Here is a 21,745-nt window from a genome sequence, read left to right as displayed (position 1 = left end):
GTTCCGTTTGTCCGCGAATACTGTAGTTCAGCCGATGAATATTCATCGGATGCACAGGTCTTTTCGCGGACAAGTCCGCTCCCACTGAGTTTGCTGCGCGACAGCGCTACGTCGAAGACGTGGTGGCGCCTCCCACAGATATAGCGCTTTTTCAGTGATTTATGGATTGTTTGATCGGCGGTGCATTTTGATGACACCTCACGCCACGTCATTCCTGCGCCTTGCCGCGCTGCGGCGGCCGCCTGTCACCCGCTCGGCAAACGCGGCGGCGGTGAGGGGTCGGGCGAACAGCCAGCCCTGACCGTAGATCACCCCCTCGCTGTTGAGCAACGCCGCCTGGGATTCGAACTCGATGCCCTCGGCGATCACCTTGAGTTGCAGGGCATGGGCCATACGGATGATATGCGGTGCCACACCGCTGCTGGCAGCATCGTGGCCCAGCGCATCGATGAAGGCCTTGTCGATTTTCAGGCAATCCACCGGCAGTGTCTGCAAGTAGGCCAGACTGCAGTAACCGGTACCAAAGTCATCGATCAACACCTGATGGCCGCGATCACGCAGCGTCTGCAAATGATTGCGCGCCACCACCGCATCGATCAGCCCCCGCTCAGTGACCTCGAACGCTATCTGCCGTGCAGACACCTTGTGCAACGCCAGTAACCGGGCAGTGATGCGCCCGATGCGCGCCGACATGACGTCGCAGGCCGCCAGATTGACCGAGATGTACAGGTGCGGATTGGCGCGCAGCAAAGGCCCCAGTTGCTCCAGTGTTTGTTGCAGCACGAAGTCGGTGATCTGGCGTATCTGGCCCGTGTTTTCAGCCAGCGGAATGAACAGATCAGGGCTGGTTACCGTGCCGTCCGGCCGATGCCAGCGCACAAGCGCCTCGCCCCCCACGCACAGCCTGGTATCGAGGTTGAAGATAGGTTGATACAGAACTTTCAATTCGCCACGACGCAGCGCACGGTTCAGCTCGGCCCCCAGCGATTTGCGCTGACGCAGCACTTGAAACACCAGCGCCCCGACGCACAGCGATATCAGCAGGCTGGCGGGCACCAGCAGCCACCAGGCGCCGGTCATGTCGTCGCGCAGACCGGTACGCGGCGTGATCAGCACCAGTTGATACTCCGGACTCTGGGTGGCCATGCGGTAGACCAATTGCGTGGCCGTGGTGATCAGCGGCTCGCTGCCGTGCGCCTTCCAACCCGGAACAGGCCACACCTGTGCGGGGCCAAGCACTGGTATCGCGCGGGCTGCGTCATCAAGAACCACCAGCAGACTGCCCCCGACAGGAAGATCGACGACATCCGTCAGATGACCACGCGACGTGGACACCCGAAAGTCGCCACGCCCCATCACCAGCGCCGCCAGGTTATCGTCCGGCTGGGCCGAGGTGTTCAGCCAGTAGTCGTACGTAGGCCCCCGAATGTCGGGCGTTCGGGTTTCCGCCAGCAGCGTTTTTCGCGGCCAGCTTGAGCAGGCGCGGGCATCGCCGACATAAGCGGCTTCGTAGATAAAGCGGTGGCTGGAAATGACCTCTCGCAGACGCCCCAGCATCTCCGGACTGCAACGTCGCAACGGTTGATGCTCGAGCTGGTCCAGCCCCGACTGCAACTGGCCAAACAGCTGCTCGAGCCTGACCAGAAAGCGCTCGCCCTGAGCGTTCATCTGCTGACTCTCGGTCTGCCGCGCCTGCTGCAAGGCCAGCATCAGACTGCCCGTCAGCAACACGGCCGCGCTGAGCAAGGCTGCGAGCAATGCCAGCAGCCAAGGGCGGGAAAGGGTCGTTCGAAGACGCGGTGACGCAATCGGCATCGGTGGATACTCAGAGAGAGTACCCATCAGTTATAGCAACAAGCGCGGAGTTGGCCCGTCGAAAGAACGGGCCGGATCTGCGCTCAGTTCGCGCGGTTGAGGACCTGCAGGATGGCAGCGCTCTGCGCATCTGGCTCGCCGTCGAAACGCTCTGGCCGGAAATGCATCTGGAAAGCGGCCATAACCTCTCGTGTGGCGGTGTCCAGCTCACCCGTCTGAGGTGTTGTGTAACCCAGGCGTGCCAGTTGCTGCTGGAACCAGCCGATCGTTGGCAGGTTGTTCATCATCAGCGCCTGACGCTGCGCCACCAGCCGTTCGTCGGGCCAGACGCCAAGGCCGTCTGCGGCCAGTCGCTTCCAGGGAAACAATGGCCCCGGATCCATCTTGCGCGCCGGTGCGATGTCGCTGTGTCCGATGATGTGTTTCGGCTCGATCCTGTTGCGTTTGACAATGTCCTTGAGCAGCACCTTGATCGACTGGTACTGCGCCTCGGTGTACGGATACCACAGACGGCCTGTCGGCGTTTCGGTGTACCCCGGATTGACGATCTCGATGCCGATGGAGCTCGAGTTCAGCCAGGTGCGGCCATCCCACTCGCTTTCACCCGCGTGCCAGGCGCGAGCGCTTTCATCGACGAGTTTGTAGATGGTTGCAGAGGCGTCATCGCTGATCAGGTAATGGCTGCTGACCTCGCCGTGGGTCAGCAATTGCAGGGACCGCTCGAGTGAGGCGGAGGTGTAATGCATGACAACGTATTGAATACGTCCGTCAAAGTTTGCCGAGGGATGACTGGTGTCCAGTCTTGGGCCGCTGGAGCAGGCGGTCAGGGCAATCAGGAGAAAAGCAGCGAGGTACAACTTCATGGGATCAGACTACGTGCGCGATTAATGCAACATCATAACAAACCGTGCACCAATAGCTCATGGGCTATGACAGCTGTTTGTCCGGAACAGCGCATCAGCCCTGTTCGACCTTGTTCCGGCCGTTTTCCTTGGCCCGGTACAGCGCCTGATCGGCGCGCTTGATAGCCACTTCACTGCGCTCGCCGGAGCGAAACGCTGTCACGCCCATGGAGACCGTGATGGTCACGCGCTCGCCCTTGAAGTGAAACGGGCAGAGTTCGACGGTTTCCCGCAGTTCGTTCAGCAATTGCAGACCTATGGTGACAGGCGTGGCCGGCATCAGCACCACAAATTCTTCGCCACCGAAACGGGCCAGAAAATCACCTGGCCGCAGGCGTTTTTTCAGAACGCTGGCGACGATCTTCAACACCTTGTCGCCCGCCAGATGCCCGTAGCCGTCGTTGATCCGCTTGAAATGGTCCAGATCCAGGATGCCGACCAGCAAACTGTCCTTGTGCTGCTGCCAGAGGATCATTTCCTGCTCGAGTCGCTCTGCCCAGGCCGCGCGGTTCGCAAGCCCCGTGAGCGGGTCGATCAGGGCCTTCTGCCGCTGCTCTTCAAGGTTGGTTCGAAAGCCCAGCGCTTCCTGCTCCATGCTCGCGACCCGGGCGGCGAGACTTTGCAGGCGGGACGCGACTTCCTGCTCACGCGTATCACGCTTGCGCTGGTAGTCGTCCATGGTGCTGAGCAGGCCTTCCAGGCGATTGTCCAGCACCAGCTTGAGGCTGGGCAGGTCGGACGCGTCCTGAACGCTGCTCTGCAATCCGCCCACCTGCTCGCGCAGTTGCTCGTTGAGGTCGCGAACCGAAGACTCGCCCTGAGCATGGTCTTCACTGGCCGCCTGCAGGTGGCTCTGAAAGGACTCGAGTCGCTCGTTCAGTTGCTTGAGGTAAGTACCGAATTCCTGCTGCCCGCCGTTGTTGATCGCCAGCATCAGCACGGCGAGATCATCCAGGATTGGCAACAGTTCGTACCAATTTAACCCGTGCCTGAGCCGCAGTTGCATGGCCTCGACCTGAGGCCGGTAGTGCTCGGACAGCGTCAGGTCGGCAAGCAGCCCCAACAAGGTTTCTTCGATGTGTGCGGCCACCGAGCTGTAACTCGGTTCGGGCGCAGAGGGCAGGGCATAGCCATCGTCTTCGGCCTGCTCATCAACATCGCTGTCAGCGTCCTCTTCAGGCACCTCATGCTCGCTGACTGGCACCGGTAACTGCTGGAAAGGCACGCTCGGCGTCGGCGTCAGCATGCCCTCGATATCACTGTCGAGCATGAGCTCGGCCACAGGCACGACGACCATCGGGGCAGATGGTGTTGCATCAATCGGTGGAAGAACCGGCTCGGCAGCCTGACTGATTGCAGGCTCTTCAACGTCAAGCGCCTGCGCTGGCGGCTCGGAAGGTATGACAGCGACAGGCTCAGGCGTGGCAGCGACTGCCGGCGCATCGTGTGGAGCGACAGCGACTACTTGCGCAGGCTCGACCGAACGCTCAACGGGTGCTCCGGGCTCCGGATCCTCGTGTGCATACTGTTCTGCGTGGGGGGCATCGCGCTCATGATCGGAAGAAGACGGCGTTTCGGCAGGTATGACAGCATCGGGATGGGGTTGAGCCTCGCCATGCTCATCCCGTGAGCCGAACAGACGCTCCAGCAACCCGGGTCGATGGCCTTCTTCAGGTTTTTCCAGCTGGGTCAGTGCCTTGCCTTGCAGGCCGCTCAGTTCACTGAGCAGCAACGGCAGCTCGCGTGCCTGCGAGGCCCGCTCTTCAAGGTCTTTGGCAAACCGCTTGAGCGGCTTGCGCACGTCGCGCGGCAGCGGCAGGGCTTGCAGTTGCGTCACCAGCGCGGTCAGGGCGGAGCTGATCTGACCGACCCGGACTTCGCGCCGGTGCTCGGAATCCAGCACGGCTTTTTCAAGACGCGGAATCAAGGCCGCAAGGCCCGCATCCATATCGTCCTTGCGCACGATTTCGCGCATTTCCTTCATGCATTCGTCGACAGCACGGTCAGAGCCTTCTGCCGCCAGACTGCTTCGCACCAGACCTCGCCGCAACAGGTCGAGCCGCGCATCCCAGCGCTTTTCAAGCTTGTCCTGTTGTTCGATTCCCTTGAGGTACTTCTCTCTCCAACGCTCCGCGTCGTCGCTCATGCAAGGCTTCCACCAGAGGGCACAGGCAGCGAGTCCCCACACAGTGAAGCAGGCAGGCGAATCTCGACAGCAACCGGCAGGTGATCGGAAATGGGTTGAGCCAGCACCTGTACGCGCTCAAGTGTCAGGGTCGGGCTGAGCAAAATATGATCAAGGCAGCGTTGTGGCCGCCAGCTGGGGAACGTCGCTTCGATCTGTGGAGCCAGCAGGCCCAGATCCCGTAGCGGCGAATGCTCCAGCAAGTCATTGGCGTGGGTGTTCATGTCGCCCATCAGCACCTGATGACGATAGCCGCCAATCAGTTCACGGATGTAGGCCAACTGTCGCGTTCGGGTTCGCGTGCCGAGGGCCAGGTGCATCATGACCACCACCAGCGCATCGTCACCCTCGCCGAAGCGCACCAGAATCGCGCCACGTCCGGCAGGGCCGGGCAGCGGGTGGTCTTCGATCTTGGCGGGACGCAGACGGCTCAGCACGCCATTGCTGTGCTGAGCGAAGCGGCCAAGGTTGCGATTGAGTTGCTGATACCAGTAAGGAAAGGCACCCAGCTGGGCAAGGTGCTCGACCTGGTTGACGAAGCCGGAGCGCATGCTGCCGCCGTCGACTTCCTGCAAGGCAACCAGATCGAAATCATGAAGCAGATCGCCGATCTTCTTCAGGTTGCCTGCCCGCCCGACGTGCGGCAGCAGGTGCTGCCAGCTGCGCGTCAGGTAGTGCCGGTACCGCTCGGTGCTGATACCGACCTGGATATTGAAACTGAGCAATCGCAGCCTGCCGTCTTCGGGCAGACCACTTTTGCTCAGATGATGTTCGTTGACCCGCGGATCATGCAGGCCAACGACTCGCTTTGTGCCCTCGCCCCAGCGGCCCATGACCGGCGCTTACTTCGCCGCCTGGTTGGCCGCCCGCTCTTTGGCGATCAACTGGTCGGCCACCTGCAGGGTGGCTTCCGGACCACCGGCAGAACCGAGGTCAAAGCGGTACTTGCCGTTCACGATCATCGTTGGAACGCCGGTTACTTCGTACTTCTTGGCCAGTTCCTTGTATTGCGCGATCTTGCCCTTCACAGCGAAGGAATCGAATGTCTTGAGGAACTCGTCCTTGTTCACGCCCTGTGTAGCAACAAAATCAGCCATGTCGTTCTTGTCGGTCAGGCGCTTGCCACCCTTCTGGATCGCATCAAATACCGCCGCATGAACCTTGTGCTCGACGCCCATGGTATCGAGCGTGATGAACAGTTGGCCGTGGGCATCCCATGGGCCACCGAACATGGCAGGAATACGGACGAAGTTTACGTCGGACGGCAGTTTTTCAACCCATGGATTGATGGTCGGCTCGAACGCGTAGCAATGCGGGCAGCCATACCAGAACAGCTCCACAACTTCGATCTTGCCTGGTACTGCAACAGGCACAGCGCTGCTCAGCTCGACGTATTGCGGCTTGCCTGCCTGAGCAGGCTCGGCAGCTTGAGCGGACATACCGAACAGACTGGCGGCAACCAGTGCGGCGCTGATGATCAGATTACGCATGCTTTACTCCTGGGCAGATTGAATCGCCTTCAAGCGACGGTCTTTTCGACCGAACGCGAAAGCCTGAGTTCGTTAGTGTAACGCTGGCGACCACAAAAAAGGGCAGCCGTAGTGGCCCTTTTTGCAGACGACGTGAATCAAGTCACCCCGACAAGCACGGCCGCTCAGTGCAAGCCCTGAATATAGTGCGCCAGCGCCTCGATGTCCCGGGTGCTCAGTTTGGCAGCAATGGCACGCATGACTTGCGTATCGCCATCATTGGTCCGGTCACCTTCACGAAATGCCGTCAGCTGCTTCTTGATGTAATCGGCATGCTGGCCGCCAAGATGAGGAAAACCTGCCTGGACATTGCCGCTGCCATCCGGCGAGTGACAGCCGGTGCAGGCGGGCAGACCCTGATCCAGCCTTCCGCCCCGAAACAAGGCTTCGCCCTGCGCGACCAGATCCGGGGACGCAGCGCCGACACTGCCTTTCTGACGAGCGTAGTAAGCGGAGATGTCCGCAAGGTCCTGATCGGTGAGAGTGTTCAGCATGCCGGTCATTTCCACGACCACACGCTTGCCGTCCTTGATCTCGCGCAGTTGCTTGAGCAGGTAGCGCTCACCCTGGCCCGCCAGTTTGGGGAAGTTGGGCGCCAGGCTGTTGCCATCCGGACCGTGACAGGCGCCGCATACCGCGATTTCTGCCTGTCCGGCGGACGCGTCGCCCACCGGGTCGGCAGCCTTGGAAGCGGCGCAGATGCCCAGCGCCAGCAGCAGACTCACGAATAGTTTGTTCATCAGGTCATCCGATCAGCCAAGGGGGTGAAAAGTCGGGTAGCCCGTGACTTGCGTATCCAGAAGGATAGTCGGCAAATCCTGGCCACTGCTGTCCTTGCACGTTCCACACAGCGCAGCGGCATCGCCTTTGACCCTGTGACAACTGCCCTGAAGCCCGATGACTCAGCAAAAACCTTTCAGGTTGAAAGCGGACTGCGTTCTAATGCGCATATTGATTTCGCTTAACTGTGCACGCTCCCACCGGGAGACGAAAGCACACACAAAATTTGCGGCATTATATACTCGCGCTACCCAAACGGAAACGACACCCCTTGCCGCTTGCCTTGCAGGCAGGGCCTTCACCGGAAATCACATGCAACTCAAGAACCCCATCCTCGGTCTGTGCCAACAGGCCACCTTCATGCTCAGCGCCGCCAAGGTCGACCAATGCCCCGACGACGAGGGTTTTGAAGTCGCGTTCGCCGGTCGTTCCAACGCGGGCAAGTCCAGCGCACTGAACACCCTGACCCACGCCAGCCTGGCGCGCACCTCCAAGACGCCGGGCCGTACCCAGTTGCTGAACTTCTTCGGCCTGGACGAGGATCGCCGTCTGGTCGACCTGCCGGGTTACGGCTATGCCAAAGTGCCTATTCCGCTCAAGCAGCACTGGCAGCGCCACCTGGAAGCCTATCTGGGCAGCCGCGAAAGCCTGAAGGGTCTGATCCTGATGATGGACATCCGTCATCCAATGACCGACTTCGACCTGCTGATGCTGGACTGGGCAGTGGCAAGCAACATGCCGATGCACATTCTGCTGACCAAGGCCGACAAACTGACCTACGGCGCAGCCAAGAACACGCTGCTCAAGGTCCAGTCGGAAATCCGCAAGGGCTGGGGCGAAGCCGTCACCATTCAGCTGTTCTCGGCGCCCAAGCGCATGGGCCTGGAAGAAGCCTACACCGTGCTGGCCGACTGGATGGAGCTGGAAGACAAGGCACCCGCCGAATAAAAACAGCGGGCAAAAAAAACCCCGGACTTCGAATGGGGAGGGGGAAGTTCCGGGGTTCAAGGTCCAGACCTTAGGGTGGGGTCCGGATATCTGCCAACACTTAACACAACATAGGAGCGCGATTAGCTTTTCAACCAATCGCGACGTCTGACTCCTGCCTGGATGGTTAAGTTCCAGCAATGAAGAAAAGTTCACATTTCCTACAGCATTTGACGAACTTGATGACAAGTTCGCCATTATGCCGTCAGTGCGCCTCGTCCCAGTTGTTGCCCACACCGACTTCCACCAGCAGCGGAACCGCCAGTTCAGCCGCGCCACTCATGTGCGGACGGATCTGCTCGCTGATCTGATCGACCAGATCTTCGCGTACTTCCAGTACCAGTTCGTCGTGCACCTGAAGGATGACCCGCGCGTCCAGACCGGACTCATCCAGCCAGCCGTTCACGGCCACCATCGCCTTCTTGATGATGTCGGCAGCGGTGCCTTGCATGGGCGCGTTGATCGCCATACGTTCCGCGCCCTTGCGCAGCGACGGGTTCTTGGCATTGATGTCCGGCAGGTACAGGCGACGCCCGAAGATTGTCTCGACGAAGCCCTGCTCAGCCGCCTGAGCCCGAGTGCGCTCCATGTAATCGAGCACGCCGGGGTAACGGGCGAAGTAGCGATCCACGTAAGCCTGCGACTGCTTGCGGTCCACGCCGATCTGCTTGGCCAGACCAAAGGCGCTCATGCCGTAGATCAAACCGAAGTTGATCGCCTTGGCGCTACGGCGCATGTCGTTGGTGACGTTTTCCAACTCGACGCCAAAGACTTCCGCTGCCGTCGCGCGGTGCACATCCAGATCGTTGCGGAAGGCGTGCAACAAGCCCTCGTCCTGGGCCAGATGCGCCATGATCCGCAGTTCGATCTGCGAATAGTCGGCCGCCAGCAGTTTGTAGCCTTTCGGCGCCACGAACGCCTGACGGATACGACGGCCTTCAGCGGTGCGAATAGGAATGTTCTGCAGGTTTGGATCACTGGACGACAGACGTCCGGTCACCGCCACGGCCTGATGGTAGGAGGTGTGAATCCGGCCGGTGCGCGGGTTGATCTGCTCGGGCAGGCGGTCGGTGTAGGTGCTCTTTAGCTTGCTCATGGAGCGGTACTGCATCAGCACCTTGGGCAGCGGGAAATCCTGCTCGGCCAGCTCGGCCAGAACGGCTTCAGCGGTGGAAGGCTGCCCGGTCGCAGTCTTGCTGAGGATCGGCATGCCGAGCTTTTCGTAGAGGATCACGCCCAGTTGCTTGGGTGAGCCCAGGTTGAACTCTTCACCGGCGATGGCGAAGGCTTCGCGCTCCAGCGCAGTCATCTTGTCGCCCAGTTCCACGCTTTGGATGCCCAGCAGGTTGGCGTCGACCAACGCGCCTTGACGCTCAATACGCGCCAGCACCGGCACCAATGGCATCTCGATGTCGTTCAGCACCGGTTGCAGGGTCGGAATGGCTGCCAGTCGGGCTTCGAAGACTTCGTGCAGGCGCAGGGTCAGGTCAGCTTCTTCTGCGGCATAGGGGTAAGCCTGCTCCAGGGCAATCTGATCAAAGGTCAGCTGCTTGGCGCCTTTGCCGGCAATGTCCTGGAAATTGATCGGGGTGTGCGTCAGGTACTTGGCCACCAGACTGTCGCGGTCGTGACGAGTGGCCGTGGAGTCCAGCACATAGGACTCCAGGATCGTGTCGAATTTGACGCCCTGCAGATCAATGCCCTGGCTCTGATCGCCACCCAGCGCACAGTTGGCGAGCAGGTTGATGGCGAACTTGGCGTGCTGGCCGACCTTGATCTTGTCCGGGTCTTCAAGCAACGGCTTCAGGGCCTTGAGCACGGTGTCGCGATCCAGTTGCTGCGGCACACCCATGTAGGAGTGGGTCAACGGAATGTAGGCCGCTTCGTGGGTCTGGATGGCAAACGACAGGCCGACCAGCTGTGCGCGCTGCGCGTCGGTGCCGTTGCTCTGGGTAACGATAGCGAACAGCGGCGCAGCCTGAAGCTTCTTCAGCCAGGCGTCGAATTGCGCCTGCTCGAGGATCACCTCATACGCGGCCTCCTTGGTCACCACGGGCGCTTCTTCGACCGCCAGTTCCTGTCCGGCACGCTTGGCGTCGCGTTGCAGGTCTTCGATCCAGCTCTTGAATTCGAGCTCGGCGTACAGCTCCATCAGCGCATCGCGGTCCGGTTCGCCGCAATGCAACTGGTCCAGTTCGATGTCCAGCGGCACATCGATCTTGATGGTCGCCAGTTCATAGGACAGGAACGCCATGTCACGATGCTCTTCGAGCTTGGCAGCCAGCGTCTTGGCGCCACGGATCGGCAGGCCTGCCACTGCTTCAAGATTGCCATACAGTTCTTTCAGGCCGCCGCCGACGCCGACCAGCAGACCAACGGCCGTTTTCTCGCCCACGCCGGGAACGCCGGGAATGTTGTCGACCTTGTCGCCCATCAGCGCGAGGTAATCGATGATGTGCTCAGGACCGACACCGAATTTCTCTTTCACGCCAGCGATGTCCAGCACGCTGCCGGTCATGGTGTTGACCAGCGTAATGTGACCATCGACCAGTTGCGCCATGTCCTTGTCGCCGGTGGAGATGATCACCGGACGATCGGCTGCCGCGCTGCTGCGGGCCAGGGTGCCGATCACGTCGTCCGCCTCTACGCCATCGACGCACAGCAGCGGGTAGCCCAGGCCTTTGACACAGGCGTGCAACAGATCGACCTGCACGCGCAGGTCGTCCGGCATGCTGGGACGATTGGCCTTGTATTCGGCGTACAGCGTGTCGCGAAAAGTACCGCCCTTGGCATCGAACACCACTGCAAACGGGCTTTCCGGGTATTGCCGGCGCAGGCTCTTGAGCATGTTCAGCACGCCTTTGACGGCGCCGGTCGGCAACCCTTTGGACGTGGCCAGTGGAGGCAGTGCGTGAAAGGCACGGTAGAGATAAGAAGAACCGTCCACCAGGACGAGGGGTGCTTGGCTCATGAGCAGAATCAACCTTTTCGGCGGGTCCGGCGCTAGAATGCGAGGACCATTGACGACAAAGGGGCAAGGTTATCATGCGCAAGGCAAATCGACTGTTGTTGACCGGCTTGTTGGTAATCTGTCCTTTGGTCGCAATCGGCGCTGAAGATTCGCCCTCGGCGGCTCCGGACGTCACGATCCGCACCGACGGTGACAAGACCATTCAGGAGTACCGCCAGAACGGCTTCCTGTATGCGGTGAAGATCACGCCCAAGCATGGCAAACCCTATTTTCTGGTGCGCGCCGATGGGACAAGCCCCAATTTCATTCGTTCGGACCAACCGGACATGCTGATCCCGCAGTGGGAAATATTCAGCTGGTAACACCCTACATTCACTTATTGCTGGCAGTCCTGATATGTCCGTTTTTACCCCACTGGCTCGGCCCGAGCTGGAAACATTCCTCGCCCCCTATGGGCTCGGCCGTCTGCACGACTTTCAAGGCATTGCCGCCGGTAGCGAAAACACCAACTACTTCATCAGCATGGAGCAGGGCGAGTTCGTTCTGACGCTGGTCGAACGCGGTCCGGTGCAGGAGATGCCGTTCTTCATCGAGCTGCTGGACGTGCTGCACGACGCCGATCTGCCGGTGCCCTACGCCTTGCGCACCACCGACGGCCAGGCGCTGCGCGAGCTGGCGGGCAAACCGGCGCTCTTGCAGCCGCGCCTGCCGGGCAAACACATCAGCCAGCCGAATACGCAGCACTGCGCACAGATCGGTGAGCTGCTGGCCAACCTGCATCTGGCGACACGTGAACACGTGCTGGAACGCAAGACCGATCGCGGTCTGGACTGGATGCTGAGCGAAGGTCGCAATTTCCTGTCGCATCTGGGTGATGCGCAGAACGCATTGCTGGACACGTCGCTACAGGAAATCGAAGACCTCAAGTCGCAGATACTGGCGCTGCCTCGGGCCAACCTGCACGCCGACATGTTCCGCGACAACGTGTTGTTCGAAGGCACGCACCTGACCGGGCTGATCGATTTCTACAACGCGTGCTCAGGCCCGATGCTCTACGACCTGGCCATTGCGCTGAACGACTGGTGCTCGCGTGAAGACGGTCAGATCGACCCGGTCCGCGCCCGTGCCATGCTGGGCGCCTACGCTGCCCTGCGGCCGTTCAATGCGGCTGAAGCCAAACTCTGGTCAACCATGCTGCGCGTTGGCTGCGTGCGTTTCTGGCTGTCACGCTTGATTGCGGCAGAGACCTTTGCCGGGCAGGACGTACTGATTCACGACCCCGCAGAATTCGAACAGCGCCTGGCACAGCGTCAGGAAACGCACATACCGCTGCCGTTTGCATTGTAATTGATCGATCGTTCCCACGCGCTCATCGTTCTACACAAGTCCGCCTCGACACTGATCGTGCCCATCGCTCCGCTTGGGCATGCCGCCCGTGACGCTCCGCGTCACATTCGAGGGCGGACGCGGAGCGTCCTGAGAGGCATTCCCACGCAGAGCGTAGGAACGATCATCATAGCCAGATGACTTGTGTATAACGATGAGCGCGGAGCGTGGGCACGACTCACCGGGTTTAAATCCCCGACAGACACCCACTCAGATCATCCGCCAGTTTCTGCACGACCTGCTCGTAACCCTGAGCGGTCGCTGGCGTGTAGCCGCCCAGCGCGTCCAGCTCGGCCAGTTTCACCGGCAGGCCTGCGCTCAGGGTTTCCGCCAGACGTGGTCGCAACGGGGGTTCGCTGAACACGCAGGTCTTGCCGGCCTCTTTCAAACGCTCACGCATCGCTGCCACGTGCTGGGCGCCGGGCTGAATTTCGGCAGCGATGGCGAATACACCGGTGTGCTTGAGGCCATACGCCTCTTCGAAGTAATCAAACGCTTCGTGGAACACGAAAAACGGCTTGCCCGTGACCGCGCTCATCTGAGTCTTGATGCGGCTGTCCAGCGTATCCAGCCGCTTGGCAAATGCCTCGGCATTGCGTGTGTAACGCGCTGCGTTGGCCGGGTCCGCAGCGCCAAGGTCCGACGCCATCTTCGCAGCGATCACCCGCGCGTTGACGGTCGAAAGCCACAGGTGCGAGTCCAGACTGCCGGGCATGTGATCGTGGTCGTGCTCATCCGCACCATGCGCGTGGTCGTCGTGATCATGATCATCGTACGAGGCATTGTCCGCACCGAAGTGGCGCAGGTGCATGCCGGGCAACTTCTCTACCGCGACCGAAGGCTGGCTGCGCCCTTGAAGCACTCGCGGCAGGAAGGTTTCCATGCCGGGGCCGATCCAGTAGAGCAACTGCACGTCCCTGACGCGCCGTACGTCGGATGGCCGCAGCGCATAGTTATGGGGCGATGCACCCGGTGGCAGCAACACCTCAGGCGTACCGACACCATCCTGCACAGCCGCGGCAATCAGTTGCAGCGGCTTGATGCTGGTCAGAACTCTGACCTCGGCCTGGGCGGATGGGACGGCCAGCAGACTGGCCCACAAAATGACGCAAAGGTTAAGAAAACGGCGCACGTAAAACACTCATATCGGGCGGGAACAGGTAACATAATAACGTCTCTGGCAAATATCGTCGCTGCTCATGCCCAATACTCCCCTGGCTAGTCGCCCCCATGATCACTCCCATTGCGTGCATTCGGCCCTCGCCGAAGCCGATGCGCTGTGCGCCAGACAAGGTCTGCGCCTGACCGCGTTGCGCCGCCGCGTACTGGAACTGGTCTGGCAAAGTCACAAGCCGCTGGGTGCCTACGACATCCTTGCGGTCCTGAGCGAAGAAGATGGCCGTCGCGCTGCGCCGCCAACGGTCTACCGCGCCCTGGATTTCCTGCTGGAAAACGGCCTGGTCCATCGCATCGCGTCCCTTAACGCCTTCACCGGCTGCAACCACCCGACCCACGCGCATCAGGGCCAGTTCCTGATCTGCCGCGAGTGTCACGCGGCTATCGAGTTGCAGCACCCGGCCATCAGCAATGCCGTGGTCAACGCTGCGGTCGAGGTCGGTTTCGAGGTCGAAGGTCAGACCGTCGAAATCGTCGGGATCTGCGCTGGTTGCAAGGCTGCCTGATGAGTGACGCGCTGATTCGCCTGGAACAGGTGGCCGTCACGCTGTCCGGGCAAAACGTGCTGGATAACATTCAGCTGAGCGTCAAACCCGGCGAAATCGTGACCCTGATCGGCCCCAACGGCGCAGGCAAGACCACCTTGGTGCGTGCTGTGCTGGGTTTGCTCAAGCCTGACTCGGGCACTGTGTGGCGCAAGCCTAAGCTGCGCATCGGCTACATGCCGCAGAAGCTGCATGTCGATCAGACCCTGCCGCTGTCCGTGCTGCGCTTCCTGCGTCTGGTGCCCGGCGTTGACCGTGCTGCCGCCATTACCGCGCTGGAAGAAGTTGGCGCAGAGAAAGTCATCGACAGCCCGCTTCAGGGAATTTCCGGCGGCGAGATGCAGCGTGTTCTGCTGGCGCGTGCCCTGTTGCGCGAACCGGAACTGCTGGTGCTCGACGAGCCGGTGCAAGGCGTCGATGTGGCCGGACAGGCCGAGCTGTACAGCCTGATCACTCGCCTGCGCGATCGCCACCAGTGCGGCGTGCTGATGGTGTCCCACGATCTGCATCTGGTGATGAGCACCACGGATCAAGTGGTGTGCCTGAACCGCCACGTCTGCTGCTCCGGTCACCCCGAGCAGGTCAGCCATGACCCGGCGTTCGTCGAGCTGTTCGGCAAGAACGCGCAGAGTCTGGCGATTTATCACCACCACCACGACCACGCCCATGATCTGCATGGCGAAGTCGTGAGCGATGCCTCGAACGCTACCCCGCATTCCCACACTCATGTTCACGGAGACAGCTGCAAGCATGGCTGATTTTCTACTGTATGCCTTGCTCGCAGGCGTTGCTCTGGCCGTGGTTGCTGGCCCGCTGGGGTCATTCGTGGTCTGGCGGCGCATGGCGTATTTTGGCGACACCCTTTCTCATGCAGCCCTGCTGGGCGTGGCCCTGGGCTTTCTGCTGGATGTCAGCCCGACCATCGCGGTGACCTGCGGCTGCCTGTTGCTGGCCGTGCTGCTGGTCACGCTGCAACAGCGCCAGCCACTGGCGTCGGACACCCTGCTGGGCATACTCGCGCCCAGTACTCTGTCGCTCGGGCTGGTGGTGCTCAGCTTCATGCACGAAGTGCGCATCGACCTGATGGCGTATCTGTTCGGCGACCTGCTGGCGATCAGCCCGACCGATCTGGCCTGGATTCTGGGCGGCAGCGCCCTGGTGCTGGTGATGATAGTGGCGCTGTGGCGGCCTTTGCTGGCCGTGACCGTGCATGAGGAACTGGCGAAGGTCGAGGGCCTTCCCGTGGCGGCACTGCGTATGGCGCTGATGCTGTTGATCGCCGTAGTGATCGCCGTGGCGATGAAAATCGTCGGTGTGCTGCTGATTACATCGCTGCTGATCATTCCGGCAGCTGCGGCACAACGTCACGCTCGTTCGCCGGAGCAGATGGCACTCGGCGCGAGCGTGCTGGGCGTGACGGCCGTGTGTATTGGGCTATCGTTATCGTGGTTCAAGGACACCCCGGCCGGACCGTCTATAGTGGTATCCGCTGCGGCGTTGTTCTTGCTCAGCTTTGTTCTCCCCAAGCGAGCGGTGTAGACTTGCTCGTTTTTTGCGCAAACTAGAGAATCGCAGGAATGAAGCCGCTCGCCCCACGCCATCTGCTGCTGATCGCCTTTTCCATCCTGTTGGGTGCCTGTCAGAGTGCGCCCACCGTCGAGACGCCTGTGGCCGAAGCTCAGCCGAGCGGGTTCGCACAGCTCGATCAGAGCATCACCAGCAATGAGCTGGCGACGGCTGAAGATCAGCTCGCTGCCTTGCAGGCAGCGGCGCCCACCGATATTCGTCTTGAAGCCTTCCAGCGTCGGCTGGCCGAGGCCTACCTGAGCCGCAGCCAGATCGGCCTGCAGAAAGGTGACATGAACGCTGCCGCCAACGCCCTGAGCCGTGCGCGCGCACTGATGCCCAAGGCACCAGCGCTCACCAGCGGCGTGAACGGCGCTATCGCGCATGCCCGCAAGGCTGAGCTGGAAAAGGCAGAGGCTGAATTGCGCGAAGCCGAAGCGCGTCGCGTGGCGAAACTGATCGATCCATCGGCCATGAGCACCACCATCGACCTGAAGATCGGCGACATGCCGAAACTGCGTCGGCAACTGGATGACATTGCGGCAGATACCGTGGCGTTCAATTGTGATGTGCTGCTGGTCGTGCCGCGCACCGACGATTATCCGTGGTTGGCGACGCTGTTGACCAAGCGTGTGGTGAAGATCAATCCGGACTTCGAACTGGACATGAGCCGCCAGATCAATCGCAAGGAACAGGCCTACATCGTGCTGACGCCTGCAAGGTCCTGATCGAGCTTCCCTCCAGAACCTGATCGTGCCCATGCTCCGCGTGGGCATACAGCCGTGACGCTCTGCGTCACATTCAAGAGCGGACGCGGAGCGTCCCAAGAGGCATTCCCACGCAGAGCGTGGGAATGGTCATTGATCGTCGAGGCCTGCCTCGACGGGCTAGATGCTCAAGCCGGAACAGCCTTGGCTTTCGGCTCACGCGCCCAGACACGGTGCTGTGCAATGGCGTCGAAGAAGGCTTCGAACGAAGCGCTGTCCGATACGCACAGCAGGCCGGCGTCTTCATCCAGATGCAGCAGCTTCAGCAACTCTTTGGCTTCTCCGGACAGCGAGATGGCCTTGAGGTGCTTGTAGGCTTCCAGAATGAAGTGCAATGCCACACCGTCAGTGCTCAAGGCTTTCACCGAGTCGGCACCCCCCGGTACGAACACTGCGTCGAACGCTACCGATGGCAGGCCCTCGGCTGAAGCATCGACCGGCAGGCTCTTGCCATCGGCTGTTTTGACCGGGGCAGAGGTCGGGCCGAGTACCTTGGCATGGGCGCCTTTGGCTTCCAGTGCGGCCTTCATTGCATCGACTGCTTTCCCATCAACACCGTTGGCAACCAGAATCGCCACCTTGCGCGAAGCGATATCGCCGGACAGCAGATTGTCCTGGCTCAGCGCTGGAGACGGTTTCACGGAGGCCTTGCTCGCTGGAACCGTACGCGCGGTTGGCGCTGGCAAACCGAGGTTCGCTGCAACACGGCCAGCCAGTTCCAGGTCGATGTTGGCCAGAATCTCGTTGACCTGACGGGCACGGATGTACTCGCGCTCGACCTTGCCCAACTCGAAGCTGTAGGCCGCGATGATGTGCTCTTTCTCGTGGTGGCTCATGCTATTGAAGAACAGTGTGGCCTGGGAGAAGTGATCGCCGAACGACTCGCTGCGCTCACGCACCTTGTGCGCTTCCACGCGTTCAGGATAGGTCTCGAAACCGCCATCGACGGCTGCCGCTGGAGTTTCTTTCGGCCAGCCGCCATCGATCGAGTTCGGCTCGTAGGAAGCGCGGCCCTTGTCGATGGTGGTGCGATGCTGTGCGTCACGCTGACCGTTATGGTTAGGCGACACAGGACGGTTGATCGGGATCTCGTGGAAGTTCGGCCCACCCAGACGGCTGATTTGCGTGTCGGTGTAGGAGAACAGACGACCCTGCAGCAGCGGGTCGTTTGAGAAGTCGATGCCCGGCACCACGTGGCCCGGACAGAACGCGACCTGCTCGGTCTCGGCAAAGTAGTTGTCCGGGTTGCGGTTGAGCACCATCTTGCCCAGCGGCGTGACCGGCACCAGTTCCTCGGGAATGATCTTGGTCGGGTCCAGCAGGTCAAAGTCGAACTTATGCTCGTCTTCTTCGGACACGATCTGCACGCCCAGTTCCCACTCGGGATAGTCGCCCATCTCGATGGATTCCCACAGGTCGCGGCGGTGGAAGTCGGTGTCTTTACCGGCCAGCTTCTGGGCTTCATCCCAGACCAGCGAGCAGACGCCGTACTTCGGCTTCCAGTGGAACTTCACGAAGCTGGATTTGCCTTCGGTGTTGATCATGCGGAAGGTGTGAATACCGAAGCCCTGCATGGTGCGCAGGCTTTTCGGAATGGCACGGTCAGACATGGTCCAGAGCACCATGTGCGCGGATTCCGGCACCAGCGAAACGAAGTCCCAGAACGTATCGTGAGCGGACCCGCCCGTAGGGATTTCGTTATGCGGCTCAGGCTTCACGGCATGCACGAAGTCCGGGAACTTGATGGCGTCCTGAATGAAGAAGATCGGCATGTTGTTGCCGACCAGGTCGAAGTTGCCTTCTTCGGTGTAGAACTTGACCGCAAAGCCGCGCACGTCACGCACGGTATCGCCCGAGCCACGTGGACCCTGTACGGTCGAGAAACGCACGAACACCGGGGTCTTGTGGCCCGGATCACGCAGGAAACCCGCCTTGCTCAGCGCGCCATGGTTTTCATACGTCTGGAAATAGCCATGCGCAGCAGTACCGCGGGCGTGGACGATACGCTCCGGGATGCGCTCATGGTCAAAGTGCGTGATCTTTTCACGCATGATGAAATCTTCGAGCAGCGATGGACCACGGCTGCCTACTTTGAGGGTGTTCTGGTTGTCGGCAATCTTCACACCCTGATTGGTGCGCAGCGCCTGTTGAGTGGCGTCGGAACGGAACTGCTCGAGGCTGTCGAGCTTGGCGTTGGTGTTGCCACGATCCAGTGTGTCGGTGCCGGCCAATTCGCTCTTGGACGTTTCGGTCACCGGTGTTTTCTCGTTAGCCATCAGAAAAACTCCTCATGTTCGACCCAATCATGGAGTTGGGTTCGCTGATTACGACTCCCTGGGCGTTCGCCGGAAATCACGGTATCCAACAAGTGACCGGGTTGAAAAACAGCCGTTCCGTTTATTTTTTGATCATTGGCACCAGTGGTCACGTTATGTCCGTCCGGCAGGTCGCCCTGCAAATAAATGCTAAGCACAGCGGGCCGGACAGGCTAAAATGCGCGCCCGGCTCAATCCGGCCGAGGTAACGAAGCAAGCAGGCACCGCCCGCTGCGCTGATTTTTTAACGCGCCCCCACAAGGTTCGCTCCGTGATCGAGTTTCATAACGTCCACAAAACCTATCGGGTGGCAGGCAAGGAAATTCCGGCCCTGCACCCCACCAGCCTGCGCGTCGAAGACGGCCAGGTGTTCGGCCTGATCGGTCACTCCGGTGCCGGCAAAAGCACGCTGCTGCGCCTGATCAACCGCCTGGAAACGCCCAGCGGCGGACAGATCGTGGTTGACGGTGAAGACGTCACTGCGCTGGACGCCAATGGCCTGCGACGTTTTCGTCAGCAGGTCGGGATGATCTTCCAGCACTTCAACCTGCTGGCCTCCAAGACCGTGGCCGACAACGTCGCCATGCCGCTGACCCTGGCAGGCGACATGCCGCGCAGCCAGATCGACCAGCGCGTCGCCGAGTTGCTGGAGCGGGTTGGACTGTCCGATCACGCGAAAAAATACCCGGCGCAATTGTCAGGCGGCCAGAAGCAGCGCGTCGGCATTGCCCGCGCCCTGGCCACCAAGCCGAAGATTCTGCTGTGCGACGAAGCCACCAGCGCACTGGACCCGCAGACCACTGCGTCGGTCCTGCAACTGCTGGCCGAGATCAATCGTGAGCTGAAGCTGACCATCGTGCTGATTACCCACGAGATGGACGTGATTCGTCGCGTCTGCGATCAGGTCGCCGTCATGGACGCCGGCGTGATCGTCGAGCAGGGCAAGGTGGCCGATGTGTTTCTGCATCCGCAGCACCCGACCACCAAGCGCTTCGTGCAGGAAGACGAACAGATCGATGAGAACGAGCAACGCGACGACTTCGCCCACGTTCAGGGCCGTATCGTGCGCCTGACCTTTCAGGGCGAGGCGACCTACGCGCCGCTGCTGGGCACCGTGGCGCGGGAAACCGGTGTCGATTACAGCATCCTGGCCGGTCGCATCGACCGCATCAAGGACACACCTTACGGGCAACTGACGCTGGCCATTACCGGCGGCGACATGGACGCTGCATTCGCGCGCTTCACCGCCGCTGATGTCCACATGGAGGTGCTGCGCTGATGGACGCCTTTCTGAACCTGTTCTCCAACGTCGACTGGTATGAAATCTGGGTTGCCACCGGCGATACGCTGATCATGCTCAGTGTGTCGCTGGGCTTCACCATCCTGCTCGGCCTGCCGCTGGGCGTGCTGATGTTCCTGACCTCGCCACGCCAACTGCTGGAACACAAACAGCTGTACGCCACGGTCGGGCTGATCGTGAACATGCTGCGTGCCTTGCCGTTCATTATTCTGCTGATCGTCATGATGCCGCTGACCGAGATCATCACCGGCACATCGCTGGGCATTCTGGGTACGCTGCCGCCGCTGATTGCCGGTGCCACGCCGTTCTTTGCACGTCTGGTGGAAACCGCTCTGCGTGAAGTCGACCGCGGCATCATCGAAGCCACACAAGCCATGGGCGCCACCACCCGGCAGATCATCCTCAAGGCGCTGCTGCCCGAGGCGCGGCCTGGCATCTTCGCAGCGATCACGGTCACCGCCATTGCGCTGGTGTCCTTCACCGCCATGGCAGGTGCTGTGGGCGCAGGCGGGCTGGGCGATCTCGCCATTCGTTATGGATACCAACGTTTTCAGAACGATGTGATGTTCGTGACGGTCGTATTGTTGCTGGTGCTGGTGCAGATTCTGCAAACCGTCGGCGACAGACTGGTCGCGCACTTCACACACCGTTGATCGAATCAGTTGGCATCGGCCTGCCGCAGGCGGGCCTCAAAGGAGTTGTTGCATGAAAAAGCTATTGGCCGTATTTGCCGCCGTAACCGCACTGTCCGCGCAGGCCAACGAAACCCTGACCGTCGCAGCCTCGGCCGTGCCCCACGCCGAGATTCTGGAGTTCGTCAAACCGACCCTGGCCAAAGAAGGCGTGGACCTGAACATCAAGGTCTTCAACGACTACATCCAGCCGAACGTGCAGGTCTCGCAGAAGCGCATGGACGCCAACTTCTTCCAGCATCAGCCGTACCTGGATGAGTTCAACAAGGGCAAGGGCACCGATCTGGTCGCCGTGACCAAAGTTCACGTCGAGCCGTTCGGTGCCTACTCGGACAAATTCAAGAAGCTGGATGAGCTGCCAAATGGTGCCAACGTCGCGCTGCCCAACGATGCCACCAACGAAGGTCGTGCGCTGTTGCTGTTGGCCAAGGCCGGTCTGATCACTCTGAAGGACCCGACCAGCATTCTGTCCAAGCCGTCGGATGTGGTGAACAACCCGAAAGACCTGAAATTCCGCGAACTGGAAGCCGCCACGCTGCCACGCGTGCTGACACAGGTCGATCTGGCGCTGATCAACACCAACTATGCGCTGAGCGCCAAGCTTGATCCGACCAAGGACGCGCTGATCATCGAAGGTGCCGAGTCGCCTTACGCCAACATTCTGGTTGCCCGCCCGGACAACAAGGACTCGGACGCGATGAGGAAACTGGCCGCTGCGCTGAACAGCCCGGAAGTCAAAACCTTCCTGGCCGAGAAGTACAAAGGCGCCGTGGTTCCGGCGTTCTGAATCCCTGACCGCTAACTGCCTGATCGTGCCAACGCTCCGCGT

Annotated in this window: 19 protein-coding genes; 10 read left to right on the top strand and 9 right to left on the bottom strand. The window is 60.8% G+C overall.

The window, feature by feature from the left end:
* Positions 1-198: 198 nt before the first annotated feature.
* From CFBP1590_RS00415 to CFBP1590_RS00390, 6 genes are all read right to left on the bottom strand, one after another.
* On the bottom strand, positions 199-1,815 hold the full coding sequence (locus CFBP1590_RS00415; RefSeq protein WP_029243052.1) for an EAL domain-containing protein: 1,617 nt from the start codon (positions 1,813-1,815) through the stop codon (positions 199-201).
* 83 nt (positions 1,816-1,898) lie between these two features.
* Positions 1,899-2,678 carry an N-acetylmuramoyl-L-alanine amidase gene (locus CFBP1590_RS00410; protein WP_088234269.1) on the bottom strand — a complete coding sequence of 260 codons (780 nt, stop codon included), beginning with the start codon at positions 2,676-2,678 and terminating at the stop codon, positions 1,899-1,901.
* 94 nt (positions 2,679-2,772) lie between these two features.
* Positions 2,773-4,863 (bottom strand): GGDEF domain-containing protein, encoded by a 2,091-nt coding sequence (locus CFBP1590_RS00405; protein WP_088234268.1) that lies wholly within the window; start codon positions 4,861-4,863, stop codon positions 2,773-2,775.
* On the bottom strand, positions 4,860-5,735 hold the full coding sequence (locus CFBP1590_RS00400; protein WP_004887642.1) for an endonuclease/exonuclease/phosphatase family protein: 876 nt from the start codon (positions 5,733-5,735) through the stop codon (positions 4,860-4,862). Before CFBP1590_RS00400 ends, CFBP1590_RS00405 begins: the two co-directional genes overlap by 4 nt.
* Positions 5,736-5,744: 9 nt before the next feature.
* The gene (locus tag CFBP1590_RS00395; protein ID WP_029243055.1) at positions 5,745-6,392 is read right to left on the bottom strand and encodes a thiol:disulfide interchange protein DsbA/DsbL; all 648 of its coding nucleotides are present in this window, start codon (positions 6,390-6,392) and stop codon (positions 5,745-5,747) included.
* A gap of 164 nt (positions 6,393-6,556) precedes the next feature.
* Complete coding sequence (locus tag CFBP1590_RS00390) at positions 6,557-7,171, bottom strand: c-type cytochrome (protein ID WP_029243056.1); 615 nt, start codon at positions 7,169-7,171, stop codon at positions 6,557-6,559.
* A 352-nt stretch (positions 7,172-7,523) separates the two neighbouring features.
* Between CFBP1590_RS00390 and yihA the strand changes: the two genes are divergently transcribed.
* Positions 7,524-8,159 carry a ribosome biogenesis GTP-binding protein YihA/YsxC gene (gene yihA / locus CFBP1590_RS00385; protein ID WP_004887638.1) on the top strand — a complete coding sequence of 212 codons (636 nt, stop codon included), beginning with the start codon at positions 7,524-7,526 and terminating at the stop codon, positions 8,157-8,159.
* 244 nt (positions 8,160-8,403) lie between these two features.
* On the opposite strand, the gene polA is transcribed toward yihA, so the two are convergent.
* Positions 8,404-11,169, bottom strand: a complete 2,766-nt coding sequence (polA, locus tag CFBP1590_RS00380) for a DNA polymerase I (protein ID WP_088234267.1) — start codon at positions 11,167-11,169, stop codon at positions 8,404-8,406.
* Between the two features lie 74 nt (positions 11,170-11,243).
* Between polA and CFBP1590_RS00375 the strand changes: the two genes are divergently transcribed.
* Complete coding sequence (locus tag CFBP1590_RS00375; protein WP_004887635.1) at positions 11,244-11,531, top strand: DUF2782 domain-containing protein; 288 nt, start codon at positions 11,244-11,246, stop codon at positions 11,529-11,531.
* A 34-nt stretch (positions 11,532-11,565) separates the two neighbouring features.
* The gene (locus CFBP1590_RS00370; protein ID WP_029243058.1) at positions 11,566-12,516 is read left to right on the top strand and encodes a homoserine kinase; all 951 of its coding nucleotides are present in this window, start codon (positions 11,566-11,568) and stop codon (positions 12,514-12,516) included.
* Between the two features lie 226 nt (positions 12,517-12,742).
* Here CFBP1590_RS00370 and znuA read toward each other — a convergent pair whose 3' ends face one another.
* Entirely contained in the window at positions 12,743-13,687 is a 945-nt protein-coding gene (gene znuA, locus CFBP1590_RS00365; RefSeq protein WP_088234266.1) for a zinc ABC transporter substrate-binding protein ZnuA, read from the bottom strand.
* Positions 13,688-13,754: 67 nt separating this feature from the next.
* Between znuA and CFBP1590_RS00360 the strand changes: the two genes are divergently transcribed.
* The 4 genes from CFBP1590_RS00360 to CFBP1590_RS00345 are packed head-to-tail and all read left to right on the top strand — an operon-like array spanning position 13,755 to position 16,570.
* Positions 13,755-14,237, top strand: a complete 483-nt coding sequence (locus CFBP1590_RS00360) for a Fur family transcriptional regulator (RefSeq protein ID WP_057408094.1) — start codon at positions 13,755-13,757, stop codon at positions 14,235-14,237.
* Positions 14,237-15,034 carry a zinc ABC transporter ATP-binding protein ZnuC gene (gene znuC / locus CFBP1590_RS00355; RefSeq protein ID WP_088234265.1) on the top strand — a complete coding sequence of 266 codons (798 nt, stop codon included), beginning with the start codon at positions 14,237-14,239 and terminating at the stop codon, positions 15,032-15,034. Before CFBP1590_RS00360 ends, znuC begins: the two co-directional genes overlap by 1 nt.
* Positions 15,027-15,815, top strand: coding sequence for a zinc ABC transporter permease subunit ZnuB (gene znuB / locus CFBP1590_RS00350; protein WP_004882531.1), 789 nt, complete (start codon positions 15,027-15,029; stop codon positions 15,813-15,815). The genes znuC and znuB overlap by 8 nt, the downstream gene beginning before the upstream one ends.
* Positions 15,816-15,853: 38 nt before the next feature.
* A complete protein-coding gene (locus tag CFBP1590_RS00345; protein ID WP_029243062.1) occupies positions 15,854-16,570 on the top strand; it encodes a PA5502 family lipoprotein in 717 nt (238 codons plus the stop codon).
* 167 nt (positions 16,571-16,737) lie between these two features.
* Here CFBP1590_RS00345 and katE read toward each other — a convergent pair whose 3' ends face one another.
* Positions 16,738-18,885: a catalase HPII gene (gene katE, locus CFBP1590_RS00340; RefSeq protein ID WP_004882529.1), complete on the bottom strand. Its 2,148-nt coding sequence runs from the start codon at positions 18,883-18,885 to the stop codon at positions 16,738-16,740.
* Between the two features lie 310 nt (positions 18,886-19,195).
* Between katE and CFBP1590_RS00330 the strand changes: the two genes are divergently transcribed.
* From CFBP1590_RS00330 to CFBP1590_RS00320, 3 genes are read left to right on the top strand one after another with little or no spacing between them, the layout of a single operon-like run.
* Complete coding sequence (locus tag CFBP1590_RS00330) at positions 19,196-20,203, top strand: methionine ABC transporter ATP-binding protein (RefSeq protein WP_057408096.1); 1,008 nt, start codon at positions 19,196-19,198, stop codon at positions 20,201-20,203.
* Positions 20,203-20,877 carry a methionine ABC transporter permease gene (locus CFBP1590_RS00325; RefSeq protein WP_004882526.1) on the top strand — a complete coding sequence of 225 codons (675 nt, stop codon included), beginning with the start codon at positions 20,203-20,205 and terminating at the stop codon, positions 20,875-20,877. The genes CFBP1590_RS00330 and CFBP1590_RS00325 overlap by 1 nt, the downstream gene beginning before the upstream one ends.
* A gap of 52 nt (positions 20,878-20,929) precedes the next feature.
* Positions 20,930-21,703 carry a MetQ/NlpA family ABC transporter substrate-binding protein gene (locus CFBP1590_RS00320; RefSeq protein WP_058430479.1) on the top strand — a complete coding sequence of 258 codons (774 nt, stop codon included), beginning with the start codon at positions 20,930-20,932 and terminating at the stop codon, positions 21,701-21,703.
* Positions 21,704-21,745: the final 42 nt, after the last annotated feature.

Source organism: Pseudomonas viridiflava, assembly GCF_900184295.1.
GTDB classification, from domain to species: domain Bacteria; phylum Pseudomonadota; class Gammaproteobacteria; order Pseudomonadales; family Pseudomonadaceae; genus Aquipseudomonas; species Aquipseudomonas viridiflava.
Note: the sequence above shows the minus strand (reverse complement) of the source record. Positions and strands in the feature narration are given on the sequence as shown.